This is a genomic window from Actinoplanes sp. HUAS TT8, assembly GCF_051380535.1.
In the GTDB taxonomy this organism is placed as follows: domain Bacteria; phylum Actinomycetota; class Actinomycetes; order Mycobacteriales; family Micromonosporaceae; genus Actinoplanes.
The window spans coordinates 383,824-402,980 of record NZ_CP195646.1 but is presented as its reverse complement, the minus strand read 5'-3'; the positions used below and the strand labels follow the sequence as shown (position 1 = coordinate 402,980).

Sequence of the window (19,157 nt, the reverse complement as noted above, 5' to 3'; positions counted from 1 at the left end):
AAAACAGGCGGGGCCCTCGTCATCGGGGGCCCCGCCTGTTTTTTTGGTTACTTCCGCCTGGTCAGCAGCACCGTGATCTTCTCGGTGGCGCTGCGTCCGGCCGCGTCGGTGAACGTGACGGTGGCCGTGACCTCGACCTTGCCGGTCCGGTCGAGGATCAGCCGGCCGGCCGCGTTCACGGTGACGCCGAGCGTGACCGGGCGGGCCCGGGGCGCCGTCGTGGTGTCGGTGACGATCCGATCGCCGGTGACCCTCACCGTGCCGGCACTGCTCGGCGTGACGGTGATCTCCGCCGTACCCCTCGCATTGTCGATCTTGATCTTGTCGATCGACACGGCGGGCGGCGGCAGGATCGGCGCGACCGAGTAGGTGACCGGTTTCGACAGGGTCTTGTGGCCGGCCGAGTCGACGACCAGCGCCTGGAAGGTGACCTTCCGACCGGCGTCGGACCGGCCCGGCGTCCAGCTGAACAGGTAGGGCGCGACCGCCGTCGTCTCCACCTTCCGGCCGTTGACGATCAGCGAGGCAGACGTGACCCCGAAGTCGTCACCGGCCCGGACCAGCGGTGTCACGGCGGTCCCGACCTCGAACTCGGTGCCCCGCCCCGGATCCACCACGGCCGCCGTGGGGTCCTCGTCGTCGACCCGCCCGGCCCGGGTCGGCACCCTGGCCGGCTCGTGCGCGAGCTGCCGGGTGACCGCCACACTGCCCGCGACCGCCGGCCGGCCCTTGCCGAAGTAACTGCCGGTGACCGGGAACGCCCAGTCGTCACGGACGTTCGACGCCGCGTACGTGTTACCGGTGATCACGTCCCCGGTGGCCGTCACGACCCCGGAGCCGGTCAGCAGCACCCCGGTCGCGTTGCCGGTGATCCGGCTGCCGTCGACCAGACCGTCGACGCCGTAGGTGTACTGCACCCCGGCGCCGGCCGGCCCCGTCCCCTTCACGACCGTGCCGGTGACGTAGCCGTGGTTGCGGATCCCGGTGCCGACCGAGTTGTCGGCCGAGCCGTCGGGCCCGCGGGCGCCGTCGAACAGGATGCCGCCGGACTGGTATCCGGTGATCACGCTGTCGGCCACGGTGAGTTCGCTCTCGACCGTGCCCGTGCTCGCGCCCCGGACGAACCCGGTCTTGATCACGCCCCAGCCGTGCGGGTGCGCGGCCTTCTCCTCGTCGGTGGCGGCCACCTTGAGCGGGCCGATCACGCTGTCCGAGATGCGCCCGGCGGTGCCGAAGTATCCGATGCCGGCCTCGGCCCACACGTCGCCCGAGGTCACCGTCACGCCGGAGATGTCGAGGAACATCTCGTTGGTGTCGGTCGAGCCGAGCGACTGGCGGGAGACGGTGATGACGTTGCCGCCGCCGTCGCGCAGGTAGGGCTGGCTGCCGGCCAGTGTGCCCAGGGTCTGCACCGGTTCGATGGTGACCTTGTCGGCGCCGGTGCCCCGGATCGTCAGCGGTTTGGTGATGGTCAGGCCGTTCTTCGCGCCGGCCTGGACCGGGTTGGAGGTGGCGTTGACCGGCGTCGACGACTCCTGGTAGGTGCCGTCGCAGACGACGATGGTGTCCCACGGGGACGCGTAGTCGACGGCGGTCTGGATCGAGGTGAACTGGGCGTTCGGGCACTGGGCCTTGTCGTCGTCGACGGTCCAGGTGATCGACCGGGCCGGCGTGGTCCGGCGGACCGCGGTGCCGAACTTTCCGTAGCCGGCGCCGTCGGCCTTGGTCCGGCCGTCGGACTGGATCTGCTGCCCGGCCGTGTTCTCCTGGAACCGCACGTCGGCCAGCTCGATCGAGCCCGACTTGGGCAGGTCACCGACGCCGAACTTGAGTTCCAGCTCGGCCACCGCGTCCAGGTCCAGACCCTGCTTCGCGAACTCGGTCAGCGGGACGCGGATCTGGTCGAGCACGATGTGCGTGTTCGGGGTGTTGGTGCCGGTCGACATGTGCAGGGCGTTGCCCCAGCGCGGGTCGCCGGCGTTCACCGACGCGCTGTGCCCGGCCGTGTCGGTGAGCACGATCTGGAAGTTCTGGGTGGTCGAGGCCGGATCGTAGGAGGTCGGCTTCTCGTTCGGCCAGGTCGAGGTCGCGGCGTCCCGGGTGTTGTCGCCGCGGTTGTCGGCGCCGGGGTTGCGCAGGTCGAAGAAGTTCACCGCGGCGTCCAGGGCCAGCGCCTTGAGCCCGCTGACGTCGCTCGACGCGGCCGGGATCTGCGCGGTCAGGGTCGCCGGCGAGTTCTGCTCCCAGGCCAGCGCCAGCTGGCTGCCGTAGGACTGGTTGATCGGGCTGTTCTCCCGGGTGCCGTTCTGGCCGCCGAGCGCGGTCGCCGCCGGCAGCGGGCACTGCTTGGCCGCGGTCGGCAGTCCGGTCTTGCCGAGCTGCGACGGCGCGAAATCGCCGGGCTCCGGGTTGCACCAGTCGTAACCCTGCGCGGTCGCCGCCGGTTTGGGAGAAACACCCAAGGCCTGCGCGTACGGGTCAGCGAAGCCCACCCCGCTCAGCGTGCCCCCGAGGGCGTTCTCGGTCAGCGGGTTCTGCGGCTCGGGCCGGATCACGTCGACCCGCTCGGCCGGCGCCGCGAAGTACGTGGTGTTGACCCGCTCCGAGCACGGGATCGCCGTGCCGGACGCGCTGGTCGGGCAGGCCGACGCGGGCACCTGCAGGTGGCTCGTGGTGTCGGACAGCTCGCCGGTCATGTACGGCTCGAACGCGCCCTCGCCGCCGATGTAGCGCCGCAGGAACGCCGCCATCGTCGCCAGCCCGAGCGTCTCCTGGTCGCCCATCCGGGCCGCGTCGCCGGAGATCTTCGTGTTGACCGCCGGGTTCAGCGGGTCCGAGTTGTCGATCGCGTAGTTGCCGGCCGGGTCGGTGTAGCTGGCCGCGCCGGAGAGCCGCAGGTTGTGCGGGTGGACGTTGGTGGTCGCGAACGGCGCCGAGTTGCCGCAGGCCGCGTCGTTGTTGGCCTGCCCGTCGGCACCACCGTCGGCGTACCAGACACTGTTGTACCAGTTGTGAATGGCGCCGAGATGTTCGACCTGGATCCGCGGGTACGGATCGTTCGGATTGACGTATTGGCTGCGCTCGAAAAGACGGGCGCCCTGCAGATTGGAGACGTCCCCGTCACACATCGGCAGAATCGACATGAAAGGCATCCCGTACGGGGCCTTCCGCTCGTAATCCACCGGTGCCAGGGAGATGACCCCGCTGATCGGATAGCGCGGCCCGTCGGTGCGGATGCGGTTGTAGTCCAGGAAGTTGGCCACCGAGTCACCGCCGCGGGAATGGCCCATCAGGCCGATCCGCGTCATGTCGAGATGCCCGGACAGTGCCGTGCCGATGGTGGTGTGCGCGTCCACCGGCAGGCCCTTGGCCTTGCTCGCGGCGGTGATCGCGTCGAGCGCGGCGGCCAGGAGCATGCGCCGGTTGTGCATGCCCTTCCCCTTGTTGTTGTCCTGGCGCATCATCAGCTGGTCCTGCGAGATCGAGAACGTCGTGTAGCCCCAGGTCGCCAGGTTCTCGGCCAGGTAGGCGTATCCGCTCTCGTTGTGCTTGAACTGCGCGCAGGTCAGGTTGACCGAGTCCTGGCCGGTGTCGCACGAGCCGTGGTTGCCGTGCACCAGCACGATCAGCGGCGACGGCGTCCGGCGCTTGGTCCAGTCCGGCATGTAGAGCTGGCCGCGGATCTCGACGGTCTCGGCCGCCTGGGCGGTGCCGGCCGTCGGCAGCGCGCCGTCCGAGTTCGGTTCCTCGATGGTGGCCAGGCCGAACTTGGCCTCCTGGATGACCTGGTGTCCGTAGGGCCCGCGAGCGGTCGGGTCGGGCAGGCCCGAGCCGGTCGTGGTGGGTTTGGTGGTAGCCGGTGCGGTGGTGGTCGCCGCGGCGGGGGTAGCGATTCCCAGCGGGATCACCAGGGCGGCGGCCACCGCGAGGAGCGTTCTTACTGTCACGGAATTCTCCCGGAAGGAGGGGTGAACCAAGATCCTTCCGGGACGCTAAGCAGCCCACGTTTCTCGCGGATTTCCGGTTTGCTTTCCCTGCACTCCTTTATCCGAACTAATTTATTTAGTACGCCGGTGAATCTCGCCATTCATCCGATAAATGGCTCAGAAATAGGGCGGACCGCCCCCTGAGATCAGGAGGCGGTCCGGGTCGAGCGGGTGTCAGTTGGGCGAGCCGACACCGGTCAGGATGCGGCTGCGGATGTAGCGACCGGATTCGGTCAGCACCCCGGTGCCCTTGAACGTGGTGCCCGAGCAGGTGCCCTGCTTGAAGGCCGAGTTGGTCTCCCGGCCGTCGGACAGGCTCCACATGGCGTAGCTGATCTTCAGGCTCTTCAGCAGGTCGAGCCAGGCCGTGGTGCTGGCGAAGTCGTTGGTCCCGTCACCGGTGAAGGTCTGGGTGCCGAACTCGCTGACGAACAGGGGCAGGCTCTTGGCCGCCCGGGCCACGGCCGTGCGCCGGTCGGCGCCGTGCGACGCGGCGTAGAAGTGGAACGTGTACATCACGTTCTTGAACGTCACCGGATCGTCGATGATCTCCTGCTCGGTCGCGCCGTCGGTCAGCCCGAGCGAGGAGAATCCACGGGTGCCGACCAGCACCACGCTGTTCGGCGCGTTCTTGCGGATGACCGGGATGACCTGATCCGCGTACGACTTGATGGCCGTCCAGCTGACCCCGTTCGGCTCGTTGGCGACCTCGTAGATGACGTTGTTGTTCCCGGCATGCTTGGCCGTCACGTCGGCGAAGAACGTCTTGGCCAGCCCCAGGTTGAAGTTGGGGTCACCCGGCGTGAGGATGTGGAAGTCCACGATCACGTACAGGCCCAGCTTGGTCGCGGTGTCGACCAGCCCGTTGACCTTGGCCGTGAAGCCGGTCGGGTCGCTGGCCAGGCCGCCCTCCTGGACGTACATGGACAGCCGGATGAAGTCGGCGTTCCAGTCGTTGCGGATCGCGTCCAGCGAGCCGGCGTTCACGCAGTTCGGGAAGAACTGCAGGCCGTGGCTGCTCATGCCGCGCAGCTGGATCGCCGTGCCGTTCTGGTTGCACAGCTTGGTCCCGCACACGCTGAGCTGCCCGTTCACCGAGACCGGGGTCCCGCCCGGGGCCGCCGTCGTGGCGGCCGGCGCGGTCGTGGCCGGGACGGTGGTCGCCGGCGCGGTGGTCGGCGCCTTGGTCGCCGGAGCCGTCGTCGCCGCCTTGGTCGGGGCGGTCGTCGCCGTCCTCGTGGCGGCCGGCATCGCCGTCGGCTGCTGCGCCGAGGCGCCGCCGCCCTTGTTCAGCGTGCAGGTCGCGACCTTGGCCGCGTTGAGGTTCGGCCGCGGCGCGTTGCGCCCGATGGCGATCTCGATCCGGTCGATGGTGGAGACCCGCTTGTCCCGCAGCGGCCCGAGAATGGCGTTCTGGATGAAGTTCGGTCCGCCCTCGTCGGCGCTGGTCCGCAGCCGGTTGTTGGCCTCGGCGATCTGCGTGTTGAGCAGCTGCAGGTTCCGCTGCACGTCGGCCTGCTGCTGCGCCGGGATCGCCACGTTGATCTTCACCTGTGGACAGTTGACCGTCGGCGCGGTCTGGCCGGCCGAGGCCACGCCGATCCCCACCCCGGCCGCTACCACGGCGACGCCGGTCACCGCCACCACTTGCCATCGCCGGAACCGACCCCACCGCGACCTGTACATTGAAATCCCGCGCCTTCCGCCGGAAGCTGTTTCCGTTGCGGTCAGCAGTACGGGAGCGCTCCCACGAGCGGATCAAGCGCGGCGGATTTTTCTCGGAACCCCGGTCAGCGCACCTTCTCGGCGCTGAACTGCATGCGCGGCGTCGCGTAGAACTCCTGCGCCGGCACCAGCTGGAGCTCACGCTGCCCCGACCGATAGGTCAGGTCGATCAGATCAAAGACGCTTGACGCCGTACGTTCCAGCGACAGCGCCGCATCTTCAGTAGTCACGTAATGGGCCGTGAACAGGGCGGCCGTGACGTCCCCGGACCCGTTGGCCTTGAACGGCAGGTGCGGCGTGTTCACCAGCCACGCCCCGGACCCGTCCACGACCAGCATCTCGATCGTGCCCTCCGGCCGGTCCGGCCGCTCCACGCTGGTGACCAGCACGGTCGACGGCCCCATGGCGCGGGCCAGATCGGCCGACTCCAGGGTCGACTCGATGCTCGCCGGCTCGGTCCCGGTCAGGAACCCCAGCTCGAACTGGTTGGGCGTGATGATGTCGGCCACCGGCACCACCCGGTCCCGCAGCAGCTCCGGAATCTCCGGCGCCACGAAACACCCCGACTTGGCGTTCCCCATGACCGGGTCACATGCGTAGACGGCGTCCGGGTTGGCTTCCTTGACCCGGCGGACGGCGTCGATGATGACGTCCCCGATGCCCACCCCGCCCTGATATCCGGACAGCACGGCGTCGATCTGCGCGAAGACGCCGCGCTCCTCCACCCCGAGCAGGATCTCGGCCACGTCGGCGGGCGGGATCAGCGGCCCCCGCCAGGCGCCGTAGCCGGTGTGGTTGGAGAAGTTCACGGTGTAGACCGGCACGACTTCGACGCCGATGCGCTGCAGCGGAAACACGGCCGCGGAGTTACCCACATGCCCGTGCGCCACCGCCGACTGGATGGACAGAACCTTCATCCCCCCAGCCTAGAGCCCCGGTCATGAGCAGCCCGGACACCCACCCCGCCCCTCCGCGCCACGCGCCGCGAAGCAGGGCCGGCCGCGCCCGGCGAAGAACACTGTGAGCCAGAGGATCTTGACGTTGTGTTGCATCGATGCGAGGCTCCGTCAGCCGTGTCCTATCTGGACAATTACGGTTCCATTCCTCGTCATGTGAGGTACATGTGCACGTCCATCGCGGGGGGATTCATCGTCCTCCCCAGGCGGCCGACTTGCTGACCCGCAAGCCGGCCCATCCGGTCCGCCGGGCCGTCGCCCGATTGTCCGTACTGCTGGTGCTGATCGGCTTCGGGGCAGCGGCCCCGGTCCGGTACGCCTCGGCCGCGGAACCGGCGCCGGCCGCAGCGGCCACGCCCGAGTCCTACGAGCGTGCCGACGAGGTGTCGGCCCGGCTCGCCGCGGCCACCACCGGCCACGAGATCCTGATCACCGACGCGACCACCGAGACGTCGCAGACCTACGCCGAGCCCGACGGCTCGTCGCGGACCGAGATGTCGACCACCCCGGTCCGCGTGCGGCGGTCCGGCGGCTCCTGGGCCTCGGTCGACTACGACCTGGTCAAGAGCAGCAAGGGGTACGTGCCCAAGGCGTCCCCGGTCGACATCGAGTTCTCCGCCGGTGGCAGCGGACCGGCGGTCAGCTTCGATCACGGCGCCCGTGAGGCGAACCTGATCTGGTCCAAATTCCTGCCCGAGCCGACCATCAACGGCCCGAACGCGACCTACCGGATCAGCGACAACGAGGAGTTGGTGCTGACCGCCACCTCGGACGGATTCGAGCAGTCACTGAAGTTGCTCGCACCGCCGACCAGCGCCCCGAAGCTGCACCTGGGCTTCGACCTGACCGGACTGACCATGGTCGCCAACGACACCGGCGGCTACGACTTCGTACCGACCGGAAACGGCAAGGCCACCTCGACCGCGGTGCTGACCATGCCGGGGCCGAAGATGTACTCCTCGAAGATCGTCGAGGAGGAGCACACCCAGGTCCAGAGCGTGCCGGTGAAGCTCTCCACCGATGACGACGGAACCCAGTACCTGGACCTGAGCGCGGGTATGGCATTCCTGACCGACCCGGCCACCGTCTACCCCGTATGGATCGACCCGAGCGTGTCCTCGGTGTCGCGCTACGGCGACACCTTCGTGACCCAGGCCGACACCGACTCCCACTGGTCGGACAGCGAGCTGCGGATCGGCCTGTCGGACGCCGGCAACATCCGCCGGGCACTGGTCCGGTTCAACACCGCCACCAGCGTCCCGAAGGGCGCGCACGTCACCTCGGCGTCGCTGAAGCTGTGGAACTTCTTCTCCAGCACCTGTTCCGCCCGGGCCCTGCAGGCATACCCGATCACGGCGAACTTCTCCAGCGTCACCTGGGCCACCCAGCCGTCGTACACCACCTCCTACGGCGCGTCGGCCTCGTTCGCCAACGGCAACGAGGATCTGGGCTGCCCGAACGCGAGCGGCACGGTGAACGTGGTCAACATGGTGCAGGCGTGGGTGTCGGGCACGATCGCCGACTACGGCATGCTGCTGAAGGCGTCCAGCGAGACGGACACCACGTACACCAAGTACTTCTGCTCGATGAACATCGACACCACCGCGGCGACCGGCTGCACCACCACGGCCCGGTACCCCACGCTGAGCGTCGTCTACAACACCTACCCGGGTACGCCGTCGGCGGTGACCTTCTCCCCCAAGGTGTCCGGCACCGCCACCGACACGTACACCAAAGCGGCGAAGATCTTCTCGACCTCGCTGACGCCGACGTTCGCGGCGAAGGTGACCAACGCCGACGGCGGTAAGGTCTCCCTGCAGGTCAAGCTGTCCCACGACGTGAACTACACGGCCGAGGGCACCGGCGAGATCGGCACCTACACCTCGGCGGCGGTGACGCCCGGCTCGACCGCGAAGGTCACCGTGCCGGCCGGTGTGCTGGCCAACGGCGCCCACGTGATGTACCAGATGCGGGCCCGGGTCACCAACGGCGCCGGCGGCTACGACTACTCGGCCTTCACGCCGGCCAGTCTGGCCTCGACGTCCACGACCAAGCTGCAGCTGAACACCGACATCCCGGCCGCACCCGCGGTCACCTGTGCGGCCTACCCGGCGGGCACCTGGTCGGCCCAGGCGGCCGCCACGACCTCCTGCTCGCTGGACACCAGCTCGGCCGACGGGGCCGGCTACTACTGGGGTCTCGACGACCCGTCGGCACCCAACCTGGTCAACGACGCCAGCAACGCGGGCGCCGCGGTCACCGCCACGGTGCCGACCACGCCCGGCTGGCACACCCTGTACGCCCGGACCCGGGACACCGCGCTGCACCTGTCCACCGGGAACACCGCGTACGTCTTCGGGGTGGGCCCCGGTGGGGTTCTGACCCCGGCCGAAGGTGACTCCACGGCCAAGGGCGTGGCCCTGTCGGCCTCGGCCGGATCCGGCTACACCGGCGTCACGTACCAGTGGGCGGCCGGCGCCACCGGCACCACCTGGAACGACCTGCCGGCGGCCGACGTCACCCCGAACGGGTCGTCGACACCGATCGGCGCGTGGCCGCTGCCCGGCACCACCTCCGGCAACCTGACCAGCTTCGCCGGCTACAACTGGAACGTCGCCGCGACCCTGGCCGCGGCCGGTCAGCCGGACGGCGCCCTGCGCATCCGGGCGAAGTTCACCACCGCCGCCGGTACGGCCGGTTACTCGGCCGAGCGGGTCTTCACCCTGGCCGTGACCACGTTCGGCCAGAACGCCGCGGTGGCCACGCTCGGCCCGGGCACCGTGTCGCTGACCACCGGTGACTACCAGATCGCCGGGACCGACGCGTCGGTCGGCGGCCTCAGCGTCGGCCGGAGCGCGACCAGTCTGGCTCCGGCGGCCGCGTCGACCGGACCGACCGGCATCTTCGGGCCCGGATGGCGAGCCGGCCTGCCCGCCCCCGGTGCCGGGTACGGCGACTCCGCCCTGATCGACAACTCGGCCGCCGGCTCGGTGACGATCCAGGGCTCCGACGCCGCCGAGCACGTCTACGTCAAGCAGAGCTCCGGGCAGTACCTGGGGGTCGGCGACGCCAACGACGGCAGCGTGCTGGTCAAGTCGACCACCATCAAGAACCCGGCCAACGCGGCCGACACCACCGTCTACACCGGCTGGCAGCTGACCGGGGTGGACGGCTCGGTGACCACGTGGCTCAAGGCGAGCAGCGGGGTCTGGGCCGTCGCCTGGGCCGACGAGGCCGGCAAGGAGGACGAGGTCTCCTACGCCCGGGACGGCAACGGCCGGGTGACCACCATCCTGGCGCCGACCCCGGCCGGGGTGACCTGCACGACCAGCTCGTTCCGGGTCGCCGGGTGCACCGCCCTGCAGCTCACCTACGCGACCGCGACGACCGCCACCGGCCTCGACGAGAGCGGCTGGGGCGACTTCACCGGCCTGGTCTCGGGCGTCACCTGGACCGGCTACGACCCGGCGACCTCAGCCGTGGTGACCAAGCAGGTGGCCGCCTATCAGTACGACTCGACCGGGCACCTGCGCGCCGAGTGGGATCCCCGCCCGGCCACCCCGTTGAAGGTCCGGTACGGCTACGACGGCGCGGGACGTCTCGTCGCGATCGCCCCGCCCGGCCTGAACACCTGGAACTTCACCTTCGACGGATCCGGACGGCTCGCGAGCGTGTCGCGGTCCGACCCGGCCAACGGCAACGCCGTCCAGGCGGTCGCCTACAACCTGCCGGTCTCCGGGGTCAGCGGTGCGGCCGACGTGTCCGGTGCGACCGCGGCCACCTGGGGACAGGTGTCCGACCTGGCCTACTCGGGTGCGGCGGTCTTCCCGGCCTCGCACGTGCCGGCGGCCGGATCGGGCGGTGCCTACGCACCGGCGGCCGGTGACTGGCCGTACGCGAAACTCACCTACGCCGACATCAACGGGGCCGTCGTCGACAGCGCGGCCTACGGTGCCGGTGACTGGCAGATCGACGCCACCCGGTACGACGCCGGCGGCAACGAGGTGTGGGCGCTGACCGCGGGCAACCGGGCCCAGGCCCTGGCCCCGACCGCGGACACCGACCCGTACGTGGCCGCGCAGGCCTCCCCGGCCGCCCGGGCCGACCTGCTGGCCACCGTCAACACCTACACCGACGACGGTGTCGACCTGCTCAGCACGGTCGGACCGGCCCATCCGGCCCAGCTGTCCTCGGGGGATCTCGCCTCGGTGCGGCTGCGGACGTCGTACACCTACGACACCGGAGCGCCCACGGCCGACCAGTACCACCTGGTCACCAAGACCGTCGTGACCCCGGTCGCGCTCGACGGCACCCCGGTGCCCACGGCCGACACCAAGACCACGGTGACCGGTTACGACCCGATCGACGGCACCTCGCTGACCGGCGACACCTCCGGGTGGACGCTCTACTCGCCGACCACCGAGACCGTCTGGATGGGCAGCAGCGCCTCGGCGACCGCTGACGTCACCGGCCGGACCCGCTACGACAGCGCCGGGCGGGTGGTCGAGACCCGGCTGCCCGGTGGCGCGGCGACCGATGCGAACACCACGGTCACCACGTACTACTCGACCGCGGCCAACACGACCTACAGCGAGTGCGGCGGCAAGCCGTACTGGGCGGGTCAGATCTGCCGCACCGACCCGGGCGGCAGCGCCTCGGCCGGTTACCCGGTCTCCACCACCAAATACACTTACGACCTGTACGGATCCCCGCTCACCGTGGTGGAGACGTCCGGCTCGGTCGTGCGGACCACGACCAACTCCTACGACGCCCTGGGCCGGGCCACCGGCACCAGCGTCGCGGTCACCGGCCTCACCGGCTCCACCGCGGTGCCGGCCACGACCGTCGCCTACGACCCGGGCACCGGTATCCCGATCAGCACGACGCGGGGCACCACGACGCTGACGTCCACGGTCGACGCGCTCGGCCGGGAACTCACCTACACCGATGCCGACGGGGCGCAGAGCGGCTTCACCTACGACATCGACGGCAACGTCAAGACCCGGTTCGACGGGGTCTCGACCTACACCTACGGCTACGACTCGGGCACCGAGCACCGGGGCCTGCTCACGTCGCTCGACACCGGCATGGCCGCCGGCCTGTCGACGTTCAAGGGCGACTACGACGCCGGCGGTCAGCTCACCCGGCAGACCTATCCGAACGGGATGACCGCGGCCTACACGTACGACAACACCGGCGTGACCACCGGGCTCAACTACACCCTGGCCACCCACGACGCGGTGCCGGCCGGAACGCTGTCGTTCACCGCGACCGCGGATCCGGACGGGCGCACCCTGCACGCCCAGTCCCCGCTCTCGGCGCAGGACTACACCTTCGACAACGCCGACCGGCTCACCACGGTCCAGGACACCGTGGACGGCGGTTGCACGACCCGGGCGTACGGGTACGACAGGCAGACCGACCGCACATCGCTGGCCAGTTACGCCGCCGCCGACGACGGCAGCTGCCAGACGACGACCGCGGCCGCCACCGTCACCAGCACCTTCGACACCGCCAACCGGATCACCACCAGCGGGTACACGTACGACCAGCTCGGTCGTACGCTGACCGTCCCCGCCGGTGACCTGGTCTCCGGCAGTGCCGGGATGTCGCTCGCCTACTACGACACGGACATGCCGGCCACGATGACCCAGGGTTCGGCGGCCAAGGCGTTCAGCCTCGACCCGGCCGGTCGTTACCGGACGGCCACCGACACCACCTCCGGCACCGAGACCCGCCGGATCCTCAACCACTACAGCGGTAACAGCGACTCACCGGCGTGGATCGCCACCTCGACGAACGCGGGTTCCGTCTACACCTGGGAACGCGACGTCACCGGCATCGACGGGCAGCTCGCCGCGCTGCACGAGTCCGACGGCTCGGCCACCCTGCAGGTCACGAACCTGCACGGGGACGTCGTCGCCACGGTCGCCGACCACGTGCCGACCAGCACCGACACCAGCGGCTCGGGCACCATCAGCTACTTCGAGTCGACCGAGTTCGGCATCGCCCGCACGTCGGGAGCCGGCGGCCGGTACACCTGGCTCGGCGGCGCCCAGCGCTCCGGCGACGCCCTGGACTCGCTGACGCTGATGGGAGCCCGGATCTACAACCCGGCGACCGCCCGGTTCCTGCAGATGGACCCGGTCAGTGGTGGCAGCGCCAACGCGTACGACTACGCGTCGGGCAACCCGATCAACAACTTCGACCTGAGCGGGCAGTGCAGCTGGCTGTCCTGGCGATGCGTGATCAGGGGTGCCGTGAAGTACGGCATCGAAGGGGTGCTCCTGGGCGCGGCCGGTGCCGTCGGCATCATCTGCGCGTCGGCGACCAGCGGCATCTGCGCGGGCGTGCATCCCTTCCTGGTCTCGGGCGCATTCACCGCGGCCCAGGCGGTCTTCTCGGCCTGGTGGGAAGGCAGCTGCCACAGCGTCAAATGCTATGCCAGGGTGGCCCTGACCTGGTTCGTCGTCGGATTCGTGAGTGCCGGGCTGGCCCGCTGGTTCGCCACGGTGGCGAGGTGGATGCCGCACGGCTGGAACACACCGTTGAAGTTCCAGACGAAGATCAAGTACTACTTCGGTACTAAGTTGCATGGAGCGTTGCTGGCGCTGACCCACAAGTTCCGGCTCTGGTAGGAGATCGTGTCACCATCCGAGCGTTCACGACGATCGTGGATCTGGCGCTACGTGTTGATCAGCCTGATCGCCGTAGCGGTGGGAATCGCCGTGGACCTGATCCTGGGCACCCACTTCGTCAAGAACCTGGCGGTGCCCCTGGTCATCGCCTGGGCGATCTGGGACCGGTGGCGAACCGAAGATCGGAAGAAGTGAGGTAGGAACGCCCCGATCTCAGGGGGCGTTGCCACACCATTGATCAACTGGTTTCGGAGTTCGGCGAAACGCTCGGCCGGGGTGACTCGGCCGAGCGTTTTGCGTGGACCGTCGGCACGATCCGTTCCATTCCCAAGGCGCGGTCAGACATCGAAAGTGTTCGGTGTCACCCGTCCGGTCGGTTAATGCACCCGTTGCGTGGATCCCCCAGGAACGGGCCCGGCCACCAGAATGGTCGGCGCGGCGGAGCCAGAAGCCCGCCCCCTCACGGTGGAGAGCCTGGAATGAGCGGCTGGCAGCTGTCCGGCTACACCCCCGTTCGTCCGCTCGGTGCCGGCGCGTCGGGCAGTGTGGTGCTCGCCGTCCACGACGAGACCGGCACCTCGGTCGCGATCAAATATCTGACGCCGGGTCTCGGGGACGATGCGACGTTCCGGGCGGCGTTCCGGCGGGAGGCGCGCCTGCTCGGCGAGATCGACGACCCGCACGTGTCCCGGTTGTACGAGTACGTCGAGACCGCCGACGGCGCCGCGATCGTGATGGAGCTGGTCAACGGGGTGACCCTGCGGCAGATGCTGCGCGAACACGGCCCGACCAGCCCGGAGGCGGCGCTGGTCGTCCTCAAGGGCTCGCTGGCCGGGCTGGCCGCCGCACACATGCACGGGGTCGTGCACCGCGACTACAAGCCGGAGAACGTGCTGGTCGACGGCGACGGGCTGAGCAAACTGGCCGACTTCGGCATTGCCATGCCGGTCGGCGAAGGCGCGGACACGGTGGTGTCGGGCACCCCGCGATACATGGCGCCGGAGCAGTGGCACGGCTCCCCCGCGACGCCCGCCTGCGACATCTACGCCGCCACCGCGACCTTCTTCGAATGCCTGACCGGCAAACCGCCGTACGACGGCACCACCATCTTCGTCCTGCACGAGCAGCACACCAGCGCGCCGATCCCGACCGATCCGGCCCCCGAGCCGGTGCACGACCTGCTCCGGCTGGGGATGGCCAAGCAGCCCGCCGACCGGCCGCCGCACGCCCAGGCCTTCCTCGCCATCCTGGAACAGGTCGCGGGAACGACCTACGGTCCGGAATGGGAGGAGCACGGCCTCCGTGACCTCGCCCGCCGGGCCGCGCTGCTGGCCGCGCTGTGGCCGTTCCCGGACAGTGATGGCGGCGCCATCAGCTTCGCGACCACGACGCTGGCCACCGAGGCCGGAAAGCCCGGCGGGGGCGGGTTACGGCGCGGTCGCGGGTGGGTCGCGCTGGCCGCCGGTGCGCTGGTCGCGGCCCTGCTCGGCGGTGGCGTGGCCTACCAGTACGCGGCGGCCGACGAGCACGTGACATTCGCCGGCGAGACGAGCCCGGCCACCGCCGGCCCGGCGTCGATCGACCCGGCGTCGAGCGAGTCGGCGACACCGCAGGTGTCGGTCGGCCCGTCCGCGTCCCTCGCGGCCCCGGCCACCGGAAGCACCTCGACGCCGGCCACTTCGAAAAGCCCGACCGGCACGCCCAGTAAATCGCCGGCACCGTCGGCATCCGCGTCGGCATCGGCGTCCGCCTCGACTTCCGCCTCAGCCTCAGCCTCGCCCTCGGCCGGCGCGTCGCCGGACACCACCGCGCCCACGGTCGGTTCGGTCGGCGCCAACCCGACCTCGATCGAATCGGAAGGCTGCCGGTACGGGGTGCGCACCAGCACGATCAGGGTGACCGTCACCGATGACCGGAGCGGGCCGACCGCTCTCAAGGTCGGCTTCCAGTACACGCTGAACGGCACGAAGTCGACGGTGTCGATGAGTTCGGCCGCGCGGAACGTCTTCACCGGGACACTCGGGCCGCTGCCGATGCCGAGGACCACGACCCGGATCCCGATCTCGGTCGTCGCCACCGATGCCGCCGGCAACACCGGCACGTCGGCGTCAACGGCGTACGTGACCCTCTCCAACCTCTGCACCCCTGGTTAAGGAGCACGCAGTGCTTACTGCACGGAGGCATTCGGCGTGGGGACGGTCGGCGTGAACCGGCCGCAGGACCCCGGCGACGACAGGAGGCCGCCGGTCGATCCGTGGGCGACCATCGACCGTCCGATCCCCACGGTGTACCTCGGCGATCCGGACCGAACCGCCGTCGGCGAAACCGTCCACCTGCCCGGGCCGTCCGCCGCCGGTGAGACCGTGCATCTGGCCGGACCGCCCGCCGTCGGTGAGACCGTGCACCTGGCCGGACCGCCGACCCCGACGAGGTTCATCAGCGCGACGGATGCGACCGTCCGCGCCGAGGCGGAGATGCGTTTCGGGCCCGGCGTACCGGCCGCTCCCGCGCCTGCCGCGGCCGTTCCCGGCTGGCCGGGAGCCACCCCGCCGCAGCGCTCCCGTCCGCTGTGGCGGCGGGTGGTGTCGTTGCTGTCGAGCCTGCTGACGCTGGCGTTGGTCGCGGTGGTCGGACTCTACCTGTGGCAGAGGCTCCAGCCGATCGAGGTGGAGGGCGTCACCGTGGCCGTACCCAAACCGCCCGGCAACCAATGCAACGTCACCGTCGACGTCATCGCGACGGTGCGCACCAACGGCCGCAGCGGCGCGATCCGCTACCAGTGGTTCCGGTCCGACACGTCCGGCGGGGTACTGACCGAGCAGGTGAGCCGGGGTCAGCGATCCGTCACGCTGACCCTGCGATGGACATTCAGCGGAACCGGCACCACCACCGAGACGGCCACCGTCAACATCGTCGAACCGTCGCCGATCCAGGCCAGTACACCGGTCGACTACCGCTGCCGGCGAGGCTGACCGGCACCTGTCACGCGCCTCCTCGCGGGCTCCAATCGGAGTACTGACGCTGCCGGCTTCCTGCCCGGTCGGCCTCCGGCCGGGTCGATCTCCGGTGCCGCGGGCCTGCGACACGACCGGCGTCCGGCCGGGCCGGTGTCCGGTGCCACCGGCGCTTCGCGGGCATCCGGCAGGCCCGCACGCGGCCGGCCCGAGACCGGACCAGCAGGTGCCATGACAGGAACCCGGCCACGCCGACAGCGACGATCAGCACGGTAACCCTGCTCCAGGCCGACGGGGCGAGATACCCGGTGCCCGAACGCGCCTGGGCCACCAGCTGCCCGTCCACCGGCACCCCACCCGGCAGCCGGCCGACCGTGCCGGCCGGCGCGGCGGTCGGCAGAACCGCCATCTTGAGCAGGCCGCTGTCCTGCAGCATCGGCAACTGTGCCGCGGTGACCGCCTCGGCCCGCTCGGCGAGCCGGCGCACGACCGGACTACGCGTCGTACCCATCACGGTCGCCGCGATCGGCAACAGCTCACTGTTGGCGCGCCAGAGGTACGCGACATATCCGGCGTCGAACGTTCCCCCGTCGCTCTGCTGCAGGCTCGCAAGCGCGCTCTGCTGTTCGGCCGGCAGCGGATCGTCGAGCGCGACCGCCAGCGTCCCGGCCACACTCCGGCTCAGATCGTCGAGCTGCTCGCACTGGGTGGTGACCTGTTGCGTCAGTCGCTTGACCGTGACGCTCACGCTCATCCCCCGGGCCAACGCGCTGGCCGCGCCGACCCCGGCCGCCGTCAGATGCACTCGGCGGATGAATTCCAGGTCGGTCCGGGTCGCCGCCCCACTGTCCGCCCGGGCCGACGCGGCCGGCATAATCAGCATCCCGATCAGCGCAGGCAGAACCACGAGCATGCGGATCAGCGCGGCCACGACGTAGCGTGCCCGCCCGTTGCTGCCGATCATGCCCGTCTCCGCCTTCCACCCGCCCACGGCGGAAGCCCATTCCGCACAGACCGCTCCCGTACCCTTGCGGCACGAGGCATGCCTCCGGGCTGGGTCAGGTCCCGCCGGAGCGCTCGGAGCCTAATCGGAATCTGGAGATCAACGGCCGGATCCGCCTTTTCCTAAGGCAACCCTGAACTTCCCGGACCGTATCCGCGACAAAAGATCACTGCGCCGGCCCGAAACTGCACACGTCTTTGCCGAACGCATCGCCGGAACTTCCGAAACTCGGTCTTCCGAGTCCGTCGACATTTGTCGCTGCTGAATTCCCGCCGCTGAAGATCGATTGCCTCGACGAACACGTGTCGGGTTTGGCGATCGTCAAAACATGCTTGTCACGCCTCAGTCCGATCGTGATCAGAATCCGGTTAAGGAACCGTTCACGAGAAGACACCGGCGCCAGCTGCCGGCCCCGGTGGTAGCGATCCTCGCCATCGTCACGCGGCCGCCCGCCGAACCTGCAACTCGTGGGACTCGGCGGGCGGTAGCCCCGCGGGAGCCTCGGCGGGCTGCTTCTTCTCGTCCTGGATCCGCTTGAAGTACGGGCCGATCCCCAGCGGCAGCCTGCTGAGATCGCCCCAGCTGGTGTTCTCGAGCTTGGTGCCTTCGCCCCAGGCTTTCAGAGCCAAGCTCACGAACGTCAGGGCGAGACCGGCGGTGAGCCACCCCGGGTCGGTGGACTGGATTCCCTTGGCGGTGACTCCCGCGGCGGCCGTGCCGACCAGGCCGGAGGAGAGCTTGCCAGGGTTGAGGCGGCCGGTGTCCCACCCCTTACGGATCTCGTTGGCCGCCTCACCGGCCGGCGCGAGGCCGTTGAGTGCGGCGGCGGCCACCAGCTCCGGGGGTACGGCGGCCGGGCCGGAGAGTCCCTGCGCCCTCAGTTGCTGCTGCTTGCCGAGACCGGCCGCCTGGACGAAGGCGCCCGTGCCGGCGCCGATCGCGCCGGCCGCTTTCGGCCAGTCGGCCAGCTGCAGGCCCTCCCGGGTGAACATCTGCGGCGCCTTGTTGAAACTCAGCGCCTCGCCGGGCGCCTTGATCAGCTGACCGACACCCTGCACGGCGAGGCCGGCCTGCCGAGCCGGGGTGGTGTTGTTCGCGAGAAAACCGATGCCGTTGGTCAGCGCCCCCGCGAGAATCGCGCCGCTGCCCACATACTTCGGCATGTTGCGGTTGTCGACCTTCGGGGCTTGAGCCGCCTCCGGGTCGGGAGCAGGCTTGGTCAGTGGCGGCACCGGCTTCTGCTGCTCGCTCATGAAATCGCCGAACGCCGTGGAGGCGTTGACGATCGTCGCCGTGCCACCGAGCGGTACCGCCTTGAGCGGGGTGTAGGCCGCACCGGCCCCGAGACCGAAAGCCGCCGAAGCCGCAGCCGCGCCCCGCTCCTTCCACTTGTCGCCGTCGCGGCTCCACGCCTGCTGCCAGGCACCCGGCATGGCCTGCGTCGGATCCTCGTCCACCGACTGCTCGGACTCGGTCACCGACGGAGCCGGAGCCGGCGGCGGCAGGGGTGCCGGATTCTGGGTAACGGCCGGCGGCGGCGCGGCCGCGGCCCCCTCGTCCAGCATGGGCAGAATCGCCTGCACGAGCGCGGCGAACTCGGGGTCGGCCGCCAGCTCCGCGGCGAAACCGGGATCCACCCCCTCGTGGGCCCGGGCGATGATCTGGTTGACCGCGCCGTTACCGATCTGGCGCTGCAGCGCCAGAAGCGCCTGCGGACCGGGTCGACCGGACCGGGCGGCCCCGTGCGCCGAGCGCAGAACCGGTGAAGCCGGCCGGGTGTGGGCGTGCAGCGGCATCGCGGACTCCTCACAGTGGACTCAGCCTCTGCGCCGCAAGATAGGGAACCCGGGTGAACGCAAGGTGTCTCGCCGGCAGGCGCCCGCCGGATCGTCGCG

The 19,157-nt window shown here is 70.0% G+C and carries 9 protein-coding genes; 4 read left to right on the top strand and 5 right to left on the bottom strand.

All coding sequences use genetic code 11. The annotated features are described in order from the left end of the window. Nucleotides 1-47: 47 nt before the first annotated feature. The 3 genes from ACSHV8_RS01740 to pdxY all read right to left on the bottom strand — a co-directional run bounded on the left by ACSHV8_RS01740 (nt 48) and on the right by pdxY (nt 6,628). Complete coding sequence (locus ACSHV8_RS01740; protein ID WP_436528690.1) at nt 48-3,947, bottom strand: Ig-like domain-containing protein; 3,900 nt, start codon at nt 3,945-3,947, stop codon at nt 48-50. Between the two features lie 213 nt (nt 3,948-4,160). Continuing rightward, entirely contained in the window at nt 4,161-5,624 is a 1,464-nt protein-coding gene (locus tag ACSHV8_RS01735) for a glycoside hydrolase family 5 protein (RefSeq protein WP_436528688.1), read from the bottom strand. A 152-nt stretch (nt 5,625-5,776) separates the two neighbouring features. Further along, nucleotides 5,777-6,628 carry a pyridoxal kinase PdxY gene (gene pdxY, locus ACSHV8_RS01730; RefSeq protein ID WP_436528686.1) on the bottom strand — a complete coding sequence of 284 codons (852 nt, stop codon included), beginning with the start codon at nt 6,626-6,628 and terminating at the stop codon, nt 5,777-5,779. Nucleotides 6,629-6,882: 254 nt separating this feature from the next. Between pdxY and ACSHV8_RS01725 the strand changes: the two genes are divergently transcribed. The 4 genes from ACSHV8_RS01725 (at nt 6,883) to ACSHV8_RS01710 (ending at nt 16,277) form a co-directional block, all read left to right on the top strand. Next, nucleotides 6,883-13,305, top strand: coding sequence for a DNRLRE domain-containing protein (locus tag ACSHV8_RS01725; RefSeq protein WP_436528684.1), 6,423 nt, complete (start codon nt 6,883-6,885; stop codon nt 13,303-13,305). Nucleotides 13,306-13,311: 6 nt separating this feature from the next. Continuing rightward, nucleotides 13,312-13,500 carry a hypothetical protein gene (locus ACSHV8_RS01720; protein WP_436528682.1) on the top strand — a complete coding sequence of 63 codons (189 nt, stop codon included), beginning with the start codon at nt 13,312-13,314 and terminating at the stop codon, nt 13,498-13,500. A gap of 284 nt (nt 13,501-13,784) precedes the next feature. Further along, nucleotides 13,785-15,458 (top strand): protein kinase domain-containing protein, encoded by a 1,674-nt coding sequence (locus tag ACSHV8_RS01715; protein ID WP_436528681.1) that lies wholly within the window; start codon nt 13,785-13,787, stop codon nt 15,456-15,458. Between the two features lie 36 nt (nt 15,459-15,494). Next, entirely contained in the window at nt 15,495-16,277 is a 783-nt protein-coding gene (locus ACSHV8_RS01710; RefSeq protein ID WP_436528679.1) for a hypothetical protein, read from the top strand. A 10-nt stretch (nt 16,278-16,287) separates the two neighbouring features. Here ACSHV8_RS01710 and ACSHV8_RS01705 read toward each other — a convergent pair whose 3' ends face one another. Next, entirely contained in the window at nt 16,288-17,223 is a 936-nt protein-coding gene (locus ACSHV8_RS01705) for a DUF4142 domain-containing protein (RefSeq protein ID WP_436528677.1), read from the bottom strand. A gap of 476 nt (nt 17,224-17,699) precedes the next feature. After that, nucleotides 17,700-19,058 carry a hypothetical protein gene (locus tag ACSHV8_RS01700; protein WP_436528675.1) on the bottom strand — a complete coding sequence of 453 codons (1,359 nt, stop codon included), beginning with the start codon at nt 19,056-19,058 and terminating at the stop codon, nt 17,700-17,702. Nucleotides 19,059-19,157: the final 99 nt, after the last annotated feature.